This is a genomic window from Pseudomonas sp. PME37.24/006, assembly GCF_055556635.1.
The window spans coordinates 923,867-941,009 of sequence record NZ_JBVHNL010000001.1; the positions used below are offsets into that span (position 1 = coordinate 923,867).

Annotated in this window: 16 protein-coding genes and 1 tRNA gene; 8 read left to right on the forward strand and 9 right to left on the reverse strand. The window is 61.9% G+C overall.

What is annotated here, in order from left to right; translation table 11 throughout:
- The first annotated feature begins 72 nt into the window (after positions 1–72).
- From ACZ3GY_RS04205 to ACZ3GY_RS04225, 5 genes are all read left to right on the forward strand, one after another.
- Positions 73–753 carry a methylamine utilization protein gene (locus tag ACZ3GY_RS04205; RefSeq protein WP_465909035.1) on the forward strand — a complete coding sequence of 227 codons (681 nt, stop codon included), beginning with the start codon at positions 73–75 and terminating at the stop codon, positions 751–753.
- Entirely contained in the window at positions 740–3,046 is a 2,307-nt protein-coding gene (locus tag ACZ3GY_RS04210) for a bifunctional diguanylate cyclase/phosphodiesterase (protein WP_465909036.1), read from the forward strand. Before ACZ3GY_RS04205 ends, ACZ3GY_RS04210 begins: the two co-directional genes overlap by 14 nt.
- The gene (locus ACZ3GY_RS04215; RefSeq protein WP_465909037.1) at positions 3,043–3,909 is read left to right on the forward strand and encodes a DUF3034 family protein; all 867 of its coding nucleotides are present in this window, start codon (positions 3,043–3,045) and stop codon (positions 3,907–3,909) included. The genes ACZ3GY_RS04210 and ACZ3GY_RS04215 overlap by 4 nt, the downstream gene beginning before the upstream one ends.
- 2 nt (positions 3,910–3,911) lie before the next feature.
- On the forward strand, positions 3,912–4,340 hold the full coding sequence (locus tag ACZ3GY_RS04220; RefSeq protein WP_465909038.1) for a group I truncated hemoglobin: 429 nt from the start codon (positions 3,912–3,914) through the stop codon (positions 4,338–4,340).
- A 72-nt stretch (positions 4,341–4,412) separates the two neighbouring features.
- Complete coding sequence (locus ACZ3GY_RS04225) at positions 4,413–4,868, forward strand: GNAT family N-acetyltransferase (protein WP_465909039.1); 456 nt, start codon at positions 4,413–4,415, stop codon at positions 4,866–4,868.
- Between the two features lie 219 nt (positions 4,869–5,087).
- Here the strand turns inward: ACZ3GY_RS04225 and ACZ3GY_RS04230 are convergent, their stop codons facing one another.
- From ACZ3GY_RS04230 to imuA, 3 genes are read right to left on the reverse strand one after another with little or no spacing between them, the layout of a single operon-like run.
- Positions 5,088–8,177 (reverse strand): error-prone DNA polymerase, encoded by a 3,090-nt coding sequence (locus ACZ3GY_RS04230; protein WP_465909040.1) that lies wholly within the window; start codon positions 8,175–8,177, stop codon positions 5,088–5,090.
- Positions 8,165–9,577, reverse strand: a complete 1,413-nt coding sequence (locus tag ACZ3GY_RS04235; protein WP_465909041.1) for a Y-family DNA polymerase — start codon at positions 9,575–9,577, stop codon at positions 8,165–8,167. Before ACZ3GY_RS04235 ends, ACZ3GY_RS04230 begins: the two co-directional genes overlap by 13 nt.
- Before the next feature lies 1 nt (position 9,578).
- Entirely contained in the window at positions 9,579–10,199 is a 621-nt protein-coding gene (gene imuA / locus ACZ3GY_RS04240) for a translesion DNA synthesis-associated protein ImuA (protein WP_465909042.1), read from the reverse strand.
- 304 nt (positions 10,200–10,503) lie between these two features.
- Between imuA and ACZ3GY_RS04245 the strand changes: the two genes are divergently transcribed.
- Positions 10,504–10,593, forward strand: a tRNA-Ser gene (locus ACZ3GY_RS04245).
- Positions 10,594–10,733: 140 nt separating this feature from the next.
- Here ACZ3GY_RS04245 and yghU read toward each other — a convergent pair.
- From yghU to ACZ3GY_RS04260, 3 genes are all read right to left on the reverse strand, one after another.
- The gene (yghU, locus tag ACZ3GY_RS04250; RefSeq protein WP_465909043.1) at positions 10,734–11,579 is read right to left on the reverse strand and encodes a glutathione-dependent disulfide-bond oxidoreductase; all 846 of its coding nucleotides are present in this window, start codon (positions 11,577–11,579) and stop codon (positions 10,734–10,736) included.
- 144 nt (positions 11,580–11,723) lie between these two features.
- The gene (locus ACZ3GY_RS04255) at positions 11,724–12,191 is read right to left on the reverse strand and encodes a RidA family protein (protein WP_465909044.1); all 468 of its coding nucleotides are present in this window, start codon (positions 12,189–12,191) and stop codon (positions 11,724–11,726) included.
- A 617-nt stretch (positions 12,192–12,808) separates the two neighbouring features.
- A complete protein-coding gene (locus ACZ3GY_RS04260) occupies positions 12,809–13,729 on the reverse strand; it encodes an aromatic alcohol reductase (protein ID WP_465909045.1) in 921 nt (306 codons plus the stop codon).
- A 94-nt stretch (positions 13,730–13,823) separates the two neighbouring features.
- On the opposite strand from ACZ3GY_RS04260, the gene ACZ3GY_RS04265 reads away from it, so the two are divergent.
- A complete protein-coding gene (locus tag ACZ3GY_RS04265; RefSeq protein WP_465909231.1) occupies positions 13,824–14,219 on the forward strand; it encodes a winged helix-turn-helix transcriptional regulator in 396 nt (131 codons plus the stop codon).
- Between the two features lie 69 nt (positions 14,220–14,288).
- On the opposite strand, the gene ACZ3GY_RS04270 is transcribed toward ACZ3GY_RS04265, so the two are convergent.
- The 3 genes from ACZ3GY_RS04270 to ACZ3GY_RS04280 all read right to left on the reverse strand — a co-directional run bounded on the left by ACZ3GY_RS04270 (position 14,289) and on the right by ACZ3GY_RS04280 (position 16,101).
- Positions 14,289–14,780: a hypothetical protein gene (locus ACZ3GY_RS04270; RefSeq protein ID WP_465909046.1), complete on the reverse strand. Its 492-nt coding sequence runs from the start codon at positions 14,778–14,780 to the stop codon at positions 14,289–14,291.
- A gap of 221 nt (positions 14,781–15,001) precedes the next feature.
- The gene (locus ACZ3GY_RS04275) at positions 15,002–15,775 is read right to left on the reverse strand and encodes an SDR family oxidoreductase (RefSeq protein ID WP_465909047.1); all 774 of its coding nucleotides are present in this window, start codon (positions 15,773–15,775) and stop codon (positions 15,002–15,004) included.
- Positions 15,772–16,101 (reverse strand): nuclear transport factor 2 family protein, encoded by a 330-nt coding sequence (locus ACZ3GY_RS04280; RefSeq protein ID WP_465909048.1) that lies wholly within the window; start codon positions 16,099–16,101, stop codon positions 15,772–15,774. The genes ACZ3GY_RS04275 and ACZ3GY_RS04280 overlap by 4 nt, the downstream gene beginning before the upstream one ends.
- 117 nt (positions 16,102–16,218) lie before the next feature.
- On the opposite strand from ACZ3GY_RS04280, the gene ACZ3GY_RS04285 reads away from it, so the two are divergent.
- On the forward strand, positions 16,219–17,142 hold the full coding sequence (locus ACZ3GY_RS04285; protein ID WP_463564065.1) for a LysR family transcriptional regulator: 924 nt from the start codon (positions 16,219–16,221) through the stop codon (positions 17,140–17,142).
- Position 17,143: the final 1 nt, after the last annotated feature.

Here is a 17,143-nt window from a genome sequence, read left to right on the forward strand (position 1 = left end):
CCCTTTCAGATTGCTGGAGGGGCCGGTGTGGCGACCTTGGTACGAGGTTGGCGTGTTCTGGACGAGTTCATCATGACCAAACATTTTCTCCTCGCATTGCCTCTGTGGTTATTCGCCTCGCTGGCCGTTGCCCAGGCTGCCAGCCTGCAAGGTGAGCTGGTCGACGCCAAGGGTGCGCCGCTGGCCAACGCAGTGGTTACCCTGCACGGCCCTGCGAATGGCGCCGCGGCACCTGGCAAGGCGGTGATTGATCAGCAGGACATGCGCTTCGTGCCCGCTGTGTTGGCTGTACGTACCGGCACTGCGGTGACCTTCCCGAATCGCGACGATATTCGTCATCACGTCTACTCGTTCTCGGCGCCCAAGCGTTTCGAGCTACGCCTCTACCAGGGCACACCCAGTGCGCCAATCGTGTTCGATAAGCCAGGGCTAGTGGTGTTGGGCTGCAATATCCACGACTGGATGGTCGGTTACGTGTACATCACCGACGACCCCTGGTTCGCCGTCAGCGACGCCCAGGGCAAGGTGGTCATCGACAATCTGCCCGCGGGAGACTACCGCGTAACTCTGTGGCACTCCGCCTTGCCGGACATGATGCCGCAACAGGCTGGTGCCCTGAAGGTCGAGGCTGGCGCAGTGCAACAGCGCTTCCAGTTGCCGGTTGAAGCACCGAGCGAAACCGAGCCGCCTGGTGCGCCGCCAAGCGCTTTCGGGGATGCCTTCAAGAAAGCCGTGGAACATGGTTCGCACTAGTTTCCAGGCGCGCATCGCCAGCGTTCTGATCCTGCTACTGCTTGTGGTGATCGGCGCGCTGTATTTCGCCGTTCAGGCGGCGACCAACGCATCGATTCGCACCCAGGCACGCGAGCAACTGGATGTCGGTACCGGTGTATTCGGGCAGTTGCTCGATGTGCACTCGCGACAGCTCAGAGACGCAGTGCAGGTGCTGACCACCGATTTCGGTTTTCGCGAAGCAGTGGCCAGCGGCGACGAAGCGACCATCCGCTCGGCACTGTTCAATCATGGCGCGCGCATCAATGCTGGCGTGGTGATGATGTTCGACATGGATGGCAAGCTGACGGCCAGTACCCTGGCGCCGTTGTCTACGGCGCGGGCCGAGCAGATCAACGCGCAACTGGGCAGTCAGGGGCAGAGCTTTCTGATGCCTTTCGATGGCAGCATTTATCTACTGGTGCAGGCCACAGTGAGTGCGCCGTTACCCATTGCTCGGCTGGTGATGGGCTTTGCTATCGATGAAAGCTTCGCCCGTGAACTGAACCAGCTGACTCACCTGGAACTGACCCTGACCGGCACCATGGAAGGGCAGCCCGACGTGCGTATAAGCACCCTGGACGATATGCCGATGATCGCCTTCGAGGGCGACAGCGGTGAAGTGCTGCATGGCGGCGAGCCCTTTCTGGTGCAGCGTCTGGTGCTCGCCAGCGGCGACGGCTTCCGCGTGCAGGCATTGTTGCAGCGTTCATTGGAGCAGGCGCGCGGTTCGATCGCGGCCCTCAACCGGAAAATCCTCTTCATCGCTGTAGTCGCATTGCTGGCTTCGCTGGTCGGCGCACTGTTGCTGGCGCGAAGTCTGTCGCAACCGATCCGCCGCCTGGCTGGTGCTGCGGAGCGAATCGGACAAGGTGACTATGAGGTGCCGCTGGCGCTCGATCGTGCTGATGAGCTGGGCAGCCTGGCCAAGGCCTTTCAGAGCATGCAACAGGGTATCGCCGAGCGTGAGCGGCAGTTGGCACACAACGCCCTGCACGATCCATTGACCGACCTGCCCAACCGTAATCTGGCACTGGAGCGTCTGGGTAGCGCCATCACTGCGAAGCGCCATATTGCGCTGTTGTACCTGGGAATCGGAAATTTCCGCACGGTCTGTGAGAGCTGCGAGGCCGGTGGTGGTGATCTTGTCATGCAGCAGTTGGCCAACCGACTCAAGGCGGCATTGCGGCCGGCTGACAGCTTGGCACGTCTGGTCGGTGATGAGCTCGTGCTGCTGCTCGAAGGTACCGACGTCGACAGCGCGGTTGCTACGGCGGATCGTGTTCAACAGCTTTCCATGAAACCCTTTCGGGTCGACAACGTGAATGTTGCTCTGGACTGCCGGATTGGCATCGCCGCTTATCCCACCGATGGTGCTACACCGGAAGAGTTGCTGCGCCGTGCCGCCATCGCCATGCAGGATGCCGGGCATCTGGTGGGGCGAATTCAGGTGTATGAGAGTGGCCGCGATGTTGCCCAGCAGCGCCAGGTGCAATTGATCCGCGACCTGCGCCGTGCCGCTCAGCAGGACGAACTGCTGCTGCATTACCAACCCAAGCTGGACATCCGCAACCCGTCGAAAATGCAGGCCGAAGGCCTGCTGCGCTGGCAGCACCCGCAGTTCGGCATGGTTTCTCCGGGCGAGTTCATTCCGCTGGCGGAGCGCACCGGCAGCATCCAGATACTGACCGCCTGGGTGATCGAAGAAGGTGTTCGGCAGTTGCAGGAGTGGCGCCAACGCGGGCAGGTGGTGCAACTCTCGCTGAATATATCCACCGAGGATCTGATCGACGCCGAATTGCCCACGCGAGTCGGCCGTCTCCTGGCGCACTACAAAGTACCGGCCTCGCAGTTGATCTTTGAGATTACTGAGAGCGGGGTGATGCTCAATCCTGCTGTGGCGCTACAGGTATTGCATGGCCTGCGCGAGAAGGGCATCGGCCTGTCGGTGGATGATTTCGGCACCGGCTATTCTTCCCTGGCGCAGCTCAAGCGCATGCCGGTGCAGGAACTGAAGATCGATCAAACTTTCATCCGCGACCTGCACGACACCAGCGAGGATGCGGTGATCGTGCGTTCGACCATCGAAATGAGCCACAGCCTGGGCCTCAAGGTGGTGGCCGAAGGCGTCGAGCTGCAACGCAGCCTGGATCTGCTCGACCGCTGGCATTGCGACAGTGTGCAGGGCTACCTAATCAGCCGGCCACTGGCGGCGCAAGCCTTCGAGGCCTGGATGCAGCGGCCGTTAACATCCCCCGTTTCTCTGGTGTATTGATCATGGCCTTATCCCAACTGACCGGCGCCCTCTTGTTTGGAATGCTCACCACGGCCGCTGTCGCCAGTGAAGGGCGGCTGCTGGCCACGGGCGGCGCCAGCAGTCTGGAAGGCGCTGCTGGTGGCGGCATCACGCCCTGGGCGGTATTGGCCGGCTATGGCGAGCAGGGCGAGTGGGGCGCAGACGTATTCGCCACACGTGTGGAAACCGGTGACTACCGCCTTGACGTGGCCGGTGTGGCGGCCGCATACGGCAATCGCATCGAGCTGTCCTACGCTCGCCAGCGCTTCGACCTGGGCAATCTGGCGCGTAACCTGAGCCTGCCGGAAAACAGCCTCAGTCAGGATATATTCGGCCTCAAGGTGCGGCTGTTTGGTGACCTCATCTATGACCAGCTACCCCAAGTGTCGCTGGGCATTCAGTACAAGCGGCAGAAGGATTTTCTTATCCCCAGTCTGATCGGGGCCCAGCGTGATGAGGACACCGAAGGCTACCTGACCGCCAGCCGGCTGATTCTCGGTGGCGCCTTCGGCTACAACCTGCTGCTCAACGGTGGCGTGCGCTACAGCCGCGCCAACGAGCTGGGCCTGCTCGGCTTTGGCGGTGACCGGCGCGATCGCCATTCGGTGCTCAAGGAAGGTTCAGTGGCGGTGCTGCTCAATCGGCAGTGGGCCGTCGGTGTTGAATATCGGGAGAAACCGGACAACCTCAACTTCGCTGGGGAAAGCGACTGGGCCGACCTGTTCATCGGCTACTTTCCCAACAAGCACCTGGCCGTGGTGCTGGCTTATGCGCGGCTGGGCGAGATCGCCACGCTGGATAACCAGAACGGTGCCTATCTGTCCGTGCAGGGGAGTTTCTGAGCATGCTGCGTTCATTCTGCGTTGCGGCACTGTTGCTGCTGTTGCTGATCGGCTGCGCGCAGCAGCCAGCCAAGGACGACAGCCTGTACCGCGAGCTGGGCGAGAAGCCCGGCATCACCCGCATCGTCGAGGGCATGCTGCTCAACGTGGCGCGCGATGAGCGCATCGTGCACTTCTTTGCCAAGGTCGATATCGCCGGCCTGCGCGACAAGCTGGTTGATAAGTTCTGCGTGATCGCTGGCGGGCCGTGCGTCTACACCGGCGACACCCTCGAAGAAAGCCACAAAGGCCAGAAACTGACGCCGAGTCACTTCAATGCCTTGGTCGAGAACCTGCAGGTGGCGATGGAAAGCGAAGGCGTGCCAACGCCGACCCAGAACCGGCTACTGGCGCGCCTGGCTGCCCTGCGTGGGCAGATTATCGAGCAGTAGCCACTGTTTTATCCATGACGAAATAGGCTTAAAGTTCGGCCCCGTCTTTCAGCCTATTTTCGCGAGCCGATCATGTCCGTCACCTGGCACCTCAAGCCTCACTCCGAGCTAAGCAAAACCGAGTTGTACGCAGCTCTGGCGCTGCGCACCCAGGTATTCGTGGTCGAGCAGAACTGCCCCTATCTGGAAGTCGATGGTCGCGATCTGGAGGGCGATACCTGCCACTTGCTGGGCTGGCAGGGCGATGAACTGGTGGCGTACCTGCGCCTGCTCGACCCGGCGCTCAACGATGGCGAAGTCGTCATTGGCCGCGTGGTGACCGCCGCCAGCGCACGTGGCACCGGCCTTGGTCACGGCATGATGCAACAGGCGCTACAAGGCTGCGCGCAGCACTGGCCCGGCATGCCGGTTTACATGTCAGCCCAGGCGCACCTGCAGGGCTATTACGGACGTTACGGTTTCGTCGCAGTGACTGACGAATATCTGGAAGATGACATTCCGCATATCGGCATGCGTCGCGAGCCATAAGCGATAGCCCTGCGGTAATTGGCGATCCGTTTTTGCTGTGGGCTTTAGCCCACCACCCAAAACGCCCACAGCCCGAGGTGCTGAACCGCATGCTCTTAACCTCCGGCCACCATCGGCGTTGAATGGCTTTGGTTGGCTAAAGCCTCACCCTACGGTTGATGCACCTGGGGGTAGGGTGGGCTTTAGCCCACCAACCGTAGGGGTTCATCTACTCCAACCTCAATGAAAATCCCGGCTGCGCACATCCAGCCCCAGCAGCCAGTCGGTCAGATCGACGAGTCTTCCGGCTATCACGTGTTGCACGCCATTGGCGGCCTCCAGATGCCCATCGATACGCAGCAAGCGAGCCTGCAGCAGCGTCTTGCGCTGGCGCTCGGCCAGCTCCAGGCGCACCAGTACGTTGATCATGCCGAACTCGTCTTCCAGGGTGACGAAGGTCACACCGCTGGCGGTCTGTGGGCGCTGACGGCCGATGACCAGACCAGCCACGCTGACCATGCGCCCCGGTTCCACGTGCTGTAGTTCGTTGCGGCTGCGGCAACGGGCGGCCCTGAGTTTGCTGCGCAGCAGCGACAGCGGATGCGGGCCGAGGGTGGTGCCCAGCGTCGCGTAGTCGGTCAGCAGGTTTTCGCCGACGCTGGGGCGCGGTAGCTCGATGGCGGTTTCCGTTTGTGCGGGCAGGCTGGCGAACAGCGGCAGTTGCGGCTCGACACCGGCGATGGCCCAACGCGCCTGGTGGCGATGGCCAACCAGCGCCTGTAGCGCGCCAGCATCGGCCAGCCGCACCCGGGCGTTATTGTCGAGCCGGGCACGCTGGCACAGGTCGGCCATATCGCTGAACGGCGCGACGTTGCGAGCGGCCGCCAGACGCAGGGCATCGTCCTCACGAAAACCCTTCACCAGGCGCAGGCCGAGGCGGATCGCCGGTTGTGATTTGTCGATGGCTTCCAGGGTGCAGTCCCACTGGCTGTAGCGCACATCCACCGGGTGAATGCGCAAGCCATGGCGGCGGGCGTCCTGCAATACCTGGTCGGGGTTGTAGAAGCCCATTGGCCAACTGTTGATCAGCGCGCAGGCGAACGCCGCCGGCTCATGGCACTTGAGCCAGCAGCTGGCATAGGTGAGCAGGGCGAAGCTGGCCGCGTGGGACTCGGGAAAGCCATAGCTGCCGAAGCCCTTGATCTGCTCGAAGATGCGGTTGATGTATTCAAGCGGATAGTCCTTCTCGAGCATGCGCTCGGTCAGGCGCTGGCGGTGATGTTCCAGGCCACCATGGCGCTTCCAGGCCGCCATGGAGCGGCGCAGCTCGTCCGCTTCGCCTGGGGTGTAATCGGCGGCGATGATCGCCAGCTCCATCACTTGCTCTTGAAACAACGGTACACCCAGGGTGCGCTCGAAGACGGGCTGCAGTTCGTCGGAGGGGTAGGTGACAGGTTCTTCCTGGTTACGCCGACGCAGGTAGGGATGCACCATATCGCCCTGAATAGGCCCCGGCCGCACGATGGCTACCTGGATCACCAGATCGTAGAAGGTCGCGGGACGCAGGCGCGGCAGCATGGCCATCTGTGCGCGGGATTCGATCTGGAACACGCCCACGGTGTCCGCGCGGCTGATCATCTCGTAAGTGGCCTTGTCCTCCTGGGGCAGTGTGGCCAGGGTCCAGTGTTTGCCGCGGTAGTCGGCAAGCAGGTCGAAGCAGCGGCGCAGGGCGCTGAGCATGCCCAGGGCGAGCACGTCGACCTTGAGCAGGCCAACGGCGTCGAGGTCGTCCTTGTCCCACTGGATCACCGTCCGCTCGGCCATGCTGGCGTTTTCCACCGGAACCAGCGTGTCCAGCGCGTGCTCGGAAATCACGAAGCCGCCAGGGTGCTGCGAGAGGTGACGGGGAAAACCAATCAACTCGCCGGCCAGCACCAGCACGCGATGCAGCACCTTGCTCTGCGGATCGAAGCCGGCTTCGCGCAGGCGCTCGGCATCGGGGATACGGTCGCTCCAGCGGCCACAGCAGGCGGCCAGGGCGTTGATCTGATCTGGCGGCAAACCCAGGGCCTTGGCCACGTCACGAATCGCCCCGGCACCGTGATAGGTGCTGACCACCGCAGTGAGTGCCGCCCGGTCGCGGCCATAGCGGCGGAACACGTACTGGATGACTTCCTCACGGCGGTCATGCTCGAAGTCCACATCGATATCCGGCGGCTCGTTACGCTCTCGGGACAGGAAGCGCTCGAACAGCATCTTGCTGTGCATTGGGTCGAGCTCGGTGATGCCAAGGGCAAAACACACCACCGAGTTGGCGGCCGAACCGCGGCCCTGGCAGAGGATCGACTGCTCGCGGGCGAAACGGACGATATCGTGCACGGTGAGAAAGTAGCTCTCGTAACCCAGTTCGCTGATCAGTTGCAGTTCGTACTCGATGCGGCCGCGTACCTCGTCACTGAGGCCTTTCGGCCAACGACCGGGAATACCGTCCTCGACCAGTTTGCGCAGCCAGGAACTGGCCTTGTGACCTGCGGGAACCAGTTCATGGGGATACTGATACTCGAGTTCGCCAAGATCGAACCGGCAGCGCTCGGCGATAAGCAAGGTTTCGGCCAGCAACCTCGGCGGGTAAAGCTCGGCCAGCTCCTCGCAGCGGCGTAAATGGCGCTCGCCATTGGCGAACAAATAGGCTCCGGCTTCGGCCACCGGCAAGTGGTGACGGATCGCCGTCATGCAATCCTGCAGGGCTCGGCGGCCACGGGCGTGCATGTGCACGTCACCGCAGGCAACCGCGCGGATACCCAGTTGCCCGGCCAGGCCCAGACAATGTTGCAGGTGCGCCCGGTCATCGGCGCCACGGTGTAGCGCCACACCTAGCCAAAGGCGCTCGGGAAAGCGTGCCTGCAGCCAGGCTCCGGCCGTGGCGTGGTCATCCGGGCCTGGCAGCCAGATGGCCAGCAAGCCCTCCGGCGTTGCGGGAATGTCATCGATCAGCAGCCTATAGCGGCCTTTTTCCGCACGTCGCCGAGCTCGGGTGATAAGCCCGCACAGCGCCTGGTAGCCAGTCAGGTTCTCGGCCAGGAGGATCAACCGGGCGCCGTTCTCCAGCGTCATCTCGCTGCCGACGATCAAATCTACCTCGTGCTTCTTGGCCGCCTGCCAGGCGCGCACGATTCCAGCCAGGGTGCATTCGTCGGTGATCGCCAGGGCGCGGTAACCCAGCAGTCTGGCCCGCTCGAAAAGCTCTTCGGCGCTGGAAGCGCCACGCTGAAAACTGAAGTTCGACAGGCAGTGCAGCTCGGCGTAGGCCACCTGGCTCATGCGAACCATCCGTGCAGATGCAGTGGGCCATCTTCGCCGACCGCGCGGAATGCCCAGCCGCGTTGGCCATTACGGGTCTCGATCAGGTAATAGTCGCGGCGTACGTCCTCGCCATCCCACCAGCCGGACTCGATGCGCTCGGGGCCCGTGAGAATACGCAGCCCGGATTCATGCAGAGCCTGAGGCTCCGGCAGCAGCCAGCTGGGCCGGGCACCGCATTGCCCAGTAACGGCGCTGCCCATAGTTTGCGTGCGCCAGGCTTTCTCGGGGCGATGATCGGCATGGGCGCTCAGGCCCTGTACGGCGTCGTCACCCAGGCGTGCCCGCAGGCGTTCGCGCAACTGTTCCCAGCCCAGGCTCTGCTGCGGGCGCTCGTCGAACAGCGCTTGGTGGTGCGGCACGAAAACCGGCAGATCATTGGCCACCAAGCGGATCGCCAGCACCGGCGACGGCAGTTGCAACTGCTCCAGACGGCCACGGGTGAACTCCAGCAACATCGCCGCTTCCCGTTCGGCACTGAGCAGGCCCACCGGCAGCAGGCTGTCATCACCCTCGCGGTGTTCCAGGTGCACCACGAAACGCTGCACGCCGCAGTCCCGCCCCGCCAGGTAGGCGGCCAGATCCGCAGTGAGGCGGCGTAATGGAAACAGCAGGGCCTGGGTCGATTCCGCCTCGAAGTGCAGCTCCAGGCGCGTATCGAACACATCCGGTGGCCGGTAATAATCCAGTGCCAGCGGGCGCAGGCCCAGCAGGGTATCCAGGCGACTCAGTAACTCGGCAGGAAAACGCCGCGCCAGGCTGTCACGAGGCAGCGCCTGTAACTGACGCACCTGGCGCAGGCCCATGCGCGTCAGGGCCGTGAGCAGCTCGACGGGCAGGCCGATGCGATCCAGAGGCATGGCCGCGATCTGCTGGCCCAGGGTTTGTTCGTCCGTCACCGCCAGGCCGTCGTGGAGATTGGCGAGCATGCGCGCTGCGGCCGGGTTGTGCGCCAGGGTGATGCGATGGCGAAAGCCCAGCGCCGTCAATTCCTTGCGCAAGCGCGCCTCTAAGCGTGGCCAGGGGCCGAACAGGGCCAGGCTGGATTGCACCTCCAGCAGCAGGCAGCGCGGGTAGTGCAGGCTGACCTGGGAGCTGAAACCGTAGGCCCAGGCGGCGAGAAAGTTGCGCCAGCGCTCGATATCCGCAGGGTCGTACTCGGCGCTGGCGAACGCGCAGTTCAGCGACTGCGCAGCCGTGAGCGTCTGCCCCGGGCGCAGGCCAAGCGCCCGGGCTGACGGGGTTACCGCCTGCAACAGGCGCCGCTGCGCTGGGCCGCTGAGCAGCACCAGCGGCGTGTCGGCGTCTTCGCGGCCACGCAATACCCCGTCCATGGCCAGTTGTGGCAGCAGAATGCAGGCCCAGCGCATGTCATCGACCCCAGGCGCTCAGGGGAAACGCGTGCGCCGGAGGCTGCCCGCCACGGCACTTGAGCACGCGCACCTGAGCCGGCTGCGCTTCGATAGTCAGGCGCAAGGCCGCCGGCGAAGGGTTCTGCGCCTCATGCAGCGAGCGGTAGGCAAAGGCCAGTGTCTGCCCGGTTTCTGCGGCGATCTGCAGGCGCCGCAAGGCACGATCATCGGCGCGTTGCGGCCAGAGCACCACCGCACCGCAACTGCCCGAGCGCAAACACTGCTCGGCAGCCCACAAAGCATCCCGGGCAGACGCCTGGATCAGCGTCAACTGCTTCATCTCCACTCCAGCCGCCAGCCACGCACTGGGGTAAGGCAGGTAGGGCGGAGCGACCAGCACCACCCGCTCACCAGCAGCGCTCAAACGCGCCAGCGTCTTCAACAGCAGGCGCAACTCACCAATGCCCGGCGCCGCGATCAGCAGCTCGCTCAACGCCGCTTCCGGCCAGCCACCACCAGGCAGCGCCGCATCCAACGCAGGGTTGCCTGTGGGCTGGTAGCCGCTGGGCGCGACAACGCTCTGGCCACGCCAGATACGGCGCTCGTTGAGCAAATGATCGAGGGCTACGACAGAAGACATGGCAATCGGATGGCAGAAAAAACACTGTTCAAATGTACAGTATTTTGCCTGACCGACAAGCCAGCATCCGCCGAGTGGAGCACACCGAATCCTGACTGAACGCTGGCAAGCAGGTGGCAAGTGCCATACCAATTAACGCCGCTGCGGCCTGCGAGGCTTCGTATTCAAGGTCTAAGGCCCGAACGAGGGCGGCTAGCTGCCACTTTTTGGTTGGCCGAATGAGGCAAGCAATTGAAACCAACCGAAAAAAATCGCCCGACGGGCTTCGCCAAACCGATTTCTGCTGATATCATGCGCGCCGCCTGGGAAGATGCCGGAGTGGCCGAACGGGACGGATTCGAAATCCGTTGTATCAGCGATGGTACCTAGGGTTCAAATCCCTATCTTCCCGCCATATCAAAAAAAGCCCCGATACTGAAAAGCATTGGGGCTTTTTCGTTTCTACTCGCTTATTTCCTGCTGGATTTTGGCGCGCTGGTCGAAACAAACGCGTCCAATTGGAGGCCCTAGGCCTTCGCCGAGGGCCTTACTGCCTTAGGACTTGTCCAGATCCGAAGCCTGATGCCGCTCGGGCACTTGCTGCGCTTCGTCGCCCCAGGTGCGATTGACGCGTTTGCCGCGCTGGACTGCTTCGCGGTTGGCGATTTCATCGGCCCAGCGCAGAAGATGCGGGTATTCATGAACAGCAAGGAATTCGGCAGCCGAATACACGTTGTTCCTCACCAGTTCGCCGTACCAGGGCCACACGGCAATATCGGCAATGGTGTAGGTGTCGCCCGCCAAGTAGCGGTTTTCGGCGAGTCGCTGGTTGAGTACATCCAGTTGACGTTTTGTTTCCATGGTGAAGCGATTGATTGCGTACTCGAACTTCTCCGGCGCATAGGCATAGAAGTGCCCGAAGCCGCCACCCAGGTAGGGCGCAGAGCCCATTTGCCAGAACAGCCAGTTGAGGGTTTCGGTACGGCCAGCTGGATCTTTCGGCAGGAACGCGCCAAATTTTTCCGCGAGATAGAGCAGGATCGACCCGGACTCGAACACGCGGATAGGGGTATCCGCACTCTGGTCGAGTAGTGCTGGAATCTTCGAGTTGGGATTGACGCCGACAAAGCCGCTGGAGAATTGGTCGCCATCGGAAATACGGATCAGCCAGGCATCGTACTCGGCACCGCTATGCCCCAGTGCAAGTAGCTCCTCAAGCAGGATGGTCACCTTCACGCCGTTGGGCGTGGCAAGCGAATACAGCTGCAGCGGATGCTTGCCGACCGGCAGCTCCTTCTCGTGTGTCGCCCCGGCAACGGGTCGGTTGATCTTGGAGAACTGGCCACCGGAAGGCTCAAGGTGCTGCCAGACTTTGGGCGGTACATAGGGGGGTTGGGTCATCGATTCCTCGCTATCGGCATCATGAGCAAATGCATTCGAAGCCAAGGCTATCTGGATTACGCCCGGCATTCGAATGCGTTTTGCGCATTTTGATCATCGATTCGGCTGATGTTGTCGGTAGGATCGGTGGTTATCGGCATCCACCTATCGCTGTAGCTCGAGAACCAGCGCCAGTGCGACGGACGCGTTGCCTGGCAGGTTACGAACGCCACATACGGTGCGCACGTGGCCAGCGCGTTCTGCGAAGACCTGGGCCAGCAACTCCGACGCGCCGTCGATTACTTCGGGGTGGCGGCTGAACGCGTCTTCGCAGGCCACATAGGCATCCAGGCGTACCACCTGTCTGATGTGATCGAGGCTGTCGAGGTAGGCACGCGCCTGGGCCAGTGCATTCAGCACGCTGAGCCGGGCTGCCTCCTGACCCGCTTCGATAGAGATCTCGCGGCCAAGCAACCCGGTAATCGAGGGCTTGCCCTGGACAATTGGCCCCTGCATGGAAATGTGCAACAGCGAACCAGCATCTACCACTGCACGGTAGGCCCCGAGCGGACGGGGCGGTGTGGGCAATTCCCATCCTAGCTGCTGCAAGCGTTCCAGCGTCTGATCCCGCATGTCTGCATCACTCCTCTCGAAAGACCGTATTGCGTCTGGTGGCAGCAGGACGATACGACATCGGCATGCGGGGTGGCGATTCGTACGTTGGCTTGGGATGTTTCAGCGATCAGGCCATTTTTGCCCGAACTCCGATGCCTGAACCTTGCGGCTACCCGTTGCAGCTCATTGGCAGAGTCCCATTAATCTCAATCCACGTGATCGACCAGCGTATGACCGCGTAGCAGCTTGGGCTCGATGGCGCCCATGAAGAGGCTCCCTTCAAATGGTTACTCGCGAGCTTGCTGTTCGGGAAACCCATTCCGCAATCCGTGCGAAAGGGCCTCCCTGGCCATCGTCGAGCAACTCCACTCCATCGACGCCCGCCAAGTGCAATCAGAAATGCTCGTCCGGGCCCGTTACGTACGCTATGACATTTCTACCGCTGAGTGCCTCCTGACGCTCGGTAGAAAACTGCTTGGTGAGTACGACGTCCGAACTCCGCATCCGACGCTGACATGCATGGGCGTAACTTGGCTGGCCGGCTTCCAGATCGAGATCAAAGCTCGTCTAGCTGGACTTTGCGACGGCGGTGCGTTCAAGCGTCGGCTATTTGCCGGAACACGCAGCACCACGTATCAGCGCAAATGCCGTTCGATCCATTGCGCGACGTCGACGGTATCGATCTTCGCTCGTGCGTTGTAGCTGTCCACCTTTGGCCATGCGACGCCTTTACCTTCGGCGAACACCGCCCGGTACTTGCGCAGCGAGTCATCGGGTGCTGCAGCCAGCTCGGCCTTGAGCGCGGGCACCGTCCATTCCACGCGCTCGACCTTGCGGTCGAGTAGCTGATCGACGGTGTCCGCCAGTTGCCGGTAGGTGAGGGTGTCGCCCGCGGTGAAGACGACCTGGTTGACCAGCTCCGGCTCGAACAGGATGGCAGCCGTCAGGCGGCCGATATCTTCCGGTGTGGTGACCGTCACGGCAGTGTCCCAGCTGCCCAACGCGCGCACGGTGTTCCGGCTCAGATCCACTACGCCGAATGCAGGTTCGAACAGAAAGCTGGTGAACATGCCGGTGGAGATGATCAGCCATTGCACCCGTGACTGACTGCGCAGCAGTTGGCGCACGTCCAGCTGTTCGTCGAACAGGTTCTGCGGGCTGCCGCGGCCGATCAGGTCGTAATCCACGCCGAACTGCCAGGGCACATAACGCTTCACATCCGACATTAGTGCTGCCCTGGCCAGCTTGCGCTGTATGCCTGCCCCGGCTGCGAACCCCAAGCAACTGACCAGCGTGTCAAAACCTCTGAACAACGCGGCGAGCTTTTCTTCGGAGTCGTTTGCGGCATCTGCAGATACCACTTCGATATCCAGTGTGCTCAGTTCTTCGAGCGTCTGGCGTTTGCTTTCTGAACCGGTATCAAGAGCGGATGCTCGCAGCATCACCGTTACCCGCGCTGCCGGCTGGGCCGCCAGTTCGCGGAGCACGGCCATGCCGAGTTCACCCGCGCCCAGGACGAGAATGTTGTCGGTTTTAACTGAAGAGTGTGGTTGCATCGGTTACTCGCAGTGAATGATCAGGAAGTTTTTTATCCTGTCACCATTGGCGAACATTCAGAAGAAGGCACACGAGTGATACCGCATGAACGCAATGACCGAAGAAGAGGTAATTCGCTTATCTCAAGCCACCTGCGACGCACTCAGTGACGAGGACGACGGGCTCAAGCGTGAGGTTCTGACTCATGCGGGCAATCGCTGGTCGCTGGGTATCGTCCATACACTGGGAGTAGAGGGAAAACTGCGGCATGCAGAAATCGGCCGGCGCCTACCGGGCATTACCCAGCGCATGCTGACCCGTAGCCTGCGACAACTTGAACGGGACGGATTGATCGCCCGTTGTGATCACGGCGAGGTGCCGCCACGTGTCGATTACCAACTGACCCCGCTGGGTCGAAGTTTTCTGGTGCACATGGTGCCGCTATGGACCTGGCTGCTGGAGCACGCAGAGGATTTTCGCGCAGCGCGTGTTCGCTTCGACCAGGATTGAGCGTGCAGGGATTATCGAAGGTGGCGGCTGGGGGCGTAGCCCCAGTCAGGCGCTGAAGGGGCAAACTGCTCAGGCGTGGGTACTGGCGCGTGCATTCCTTTTCTGCAGGAGCATCGACGCTTCGTTGTAGGCGTTCTGGAAGGCATCGCTGCCGATCCAGGCCACTGCCGCGTCCTCGTCGTCATCGTGAAAGATCCCGCGGTAGACGATCAGCAGGCCCATCATGAAGTCGGTCGCCGGGTCTTCATCTTCCTCGGCGACCACCAGTTCCAGCACCGGGTATTGCAGGAACACCAGGCACATCGCCAACAGGCTGATGCCTTCGGCCATCTTCATGGTCTGGAACAGGTCATCGAAATGTGCCGGGTCGAAACCGTTCTCCTCGATGTCCTTGAAGTCGAAGGTGCTCAGGTCGATTTCGACATCATCGAACGGTTCGTTGATCAGCGGGTTGGCCAGAACCGGATGCAGGACATTGGGCTTCGGCTTGCCCATGCGGTTCTGCTTGGCCTTGGCTTTGGCCCGCTGGGCGCGTTTTTGCTGTTTGTCAGGGGAGGCCATGGAGGCGGGTTCCTTGTCCGGTGCAGCCACATTCATGGCCTGCGATAGTCAGACGCATATTGTATTCAGTCTGGCTGGGTTCGTCGGCGAAAAGATGTCGCCCGCCTGGCCGAGAGCGGACAATGTTCGGATCCCGCAATGCCAGCAAGGCAGGCTCACCACTCACCAACTCTTCGCCATCGAGTGGATAGACGGCTAGGAGATTGAACGTGCCAATGCGGTCAGGCAGTTGGCAGCGTTCCGCCATCAATGACAAATTCGCTGCCCGTGATGGATGCCGCACGAGACGAGGCCAGGAACGCAATGAGATTGGCCACCTCCGATGGCGTCGAAGGGCGCCCGAGTGGAATACCGCCCAGAGCATCCATGATTATCCGTTTGCCGCCTTCATAGTCGGTACCGGCCTCGCTCGCCAGCCTCTCTGCCAGGGCGACCGACGCTTCGGTTTCAATCCACCCCGGCGATACCCGCACTACGCGCACACCTTTTGGCGAGACTTCTTTCGACAGACTCTTGCTGTAGGTCGACAGCGCCGCCTTGGCAGCGGCATAGGCCGTGGTGGCTTCGGGTAAGGGCAGCCGGCTCTGAATGGACGTCACGTGGATGATGACGCCTTGTTTTCGCTCCAGCATCTCCGGGAGCAGGGCGCGATCCAGACGCACTGCCGGAAGCAGGTTGAGGTCGAGCTCGCGTTGCCAATGCTCTTCGCCCAGCGCCGCGAACCCGCCGCCAGGCGACGACGAACCACCGAGGACATGAACGATGATGTCCACGCTGCCCAAGCGCCGCTTGGCCTGCGCTACCAGCGTTTCGCAACCTTCCACGGTCGAGAGGTCTGCCGCAACGAACAATTCTTCCGGCATGTCGCGGGTTGTCTGTCGGGCCGAGGTGATCACCTTCGCGCCTTCGGCGAGGAACAGATCGACTACCGCGCTTCCGACGCCTTTGGTGCCGCCGGTAACCAGAACTCGCTTGCCGCTCAGGTCAAGGTTCATGGCGCAATCTCCAGCGAGCGAATCCGACCCTCTTCCAGCAGGAACAGATGATTCAGCTTTACCGGGCTGCCGGGGAAGTTGCCGGTGACCTGTGCGGTTACCACCAGTCGGCCATCTCGATGTACGGCTTCCAGTGGCTCGACCTGGTAGGTGAATGCCTGCTGCGCTTCGTGTTGCCAGGCGTGGATTGCCTCGATGCCCCGATGCGTTCGGTTTTCGTCGGTCACCGTGGCATCTGCACTGAAACAGCCTGCAAGGCGTGACGCGTCGCTACCATTGCTGATTTCGAAGTAAGCCTTCACGGCTTCGGGAAGTTGAGGATTCACGGGTTGATCTCCTGTCTCGCGGTTTGTGGGGGCACGAGTACGATCTTGCCGCCTGGTTGATAGTTTGCTCAACTGGGATGGACGTTAATGGCTAGTCCCGAAAATCAGGATAATTCGATGCCAGATCCTCGCTTCGCTCTCAATGACCTGGACGCTGTAGTGGCCGTGGCACGTAGGGCGTCATTTCGGCAGGCGGCTATCGACCTGGGCGTTTCAACCACCGCGCTGAGCAATACCATCGCCAGGCTGGAGGCGAATCTCGAAACCCGGCTGTTCAATCGCACGACCCGCAGCGTGTCTCTGACCGAGGCGGGCAAGATGTTTCTGGAGCAGGTGGGCCCGGCCTTGCAGGACGTGCGCACTGCACTGGAAACGGTGCGCTCTCACAATGCTGGGCCTTCAGGCGTTTTGCGCATCAACGCATTCGCGAGTGCTCGCACTGCGCTGCTGCCACTGATGCTGGAGTTTGTGCAGCGCTTCCCGAAGGTGCACATCGACCTGGTTACCGAGGGGCGTCTGGTGGATATCGTCGCGGACGGTTTCGACCTGGGCGTACGTTCCGTGAGCCTCGTCCCCAGTGACATGATCGTGATCCCGATTGGCCAGCCGCAACGCTACGCCGTGGTCGGTTCGCCAGCGTACTTCGACAAGCACGGCCGGCCGCGCAGCCCCGCTGATCTGCTCGACCATCAGTGCATTCGCATCCGCCTGCCTAATGGGGCGATCTATCCCTGGCATTTCGAGCGAGCAGGGGACGTGATCAGGCTTGAGGTGAACGGCCAGCTCACCTTGGATGAATCCAGCATCGCCATGGCTGTCGTGCAGGTGGGTGTGGGGCTCGGTTTTTTCCTCGAGCAGGATGTTCAGGGCGAGATCGAGACCGGGAAGTTCGAGCGGGTACTCGAAGACTGGACGCCGCCCAGAGACAATCTGTGTCTGTACTATCCGAATCGTCGCAATCCCTCTGCCGCACTCAAGGCATTCATCGCCATGGCTCGCGCCAGCCTGCCAGGCAAGGACGAACTCGCTAAGCCGACCTGAC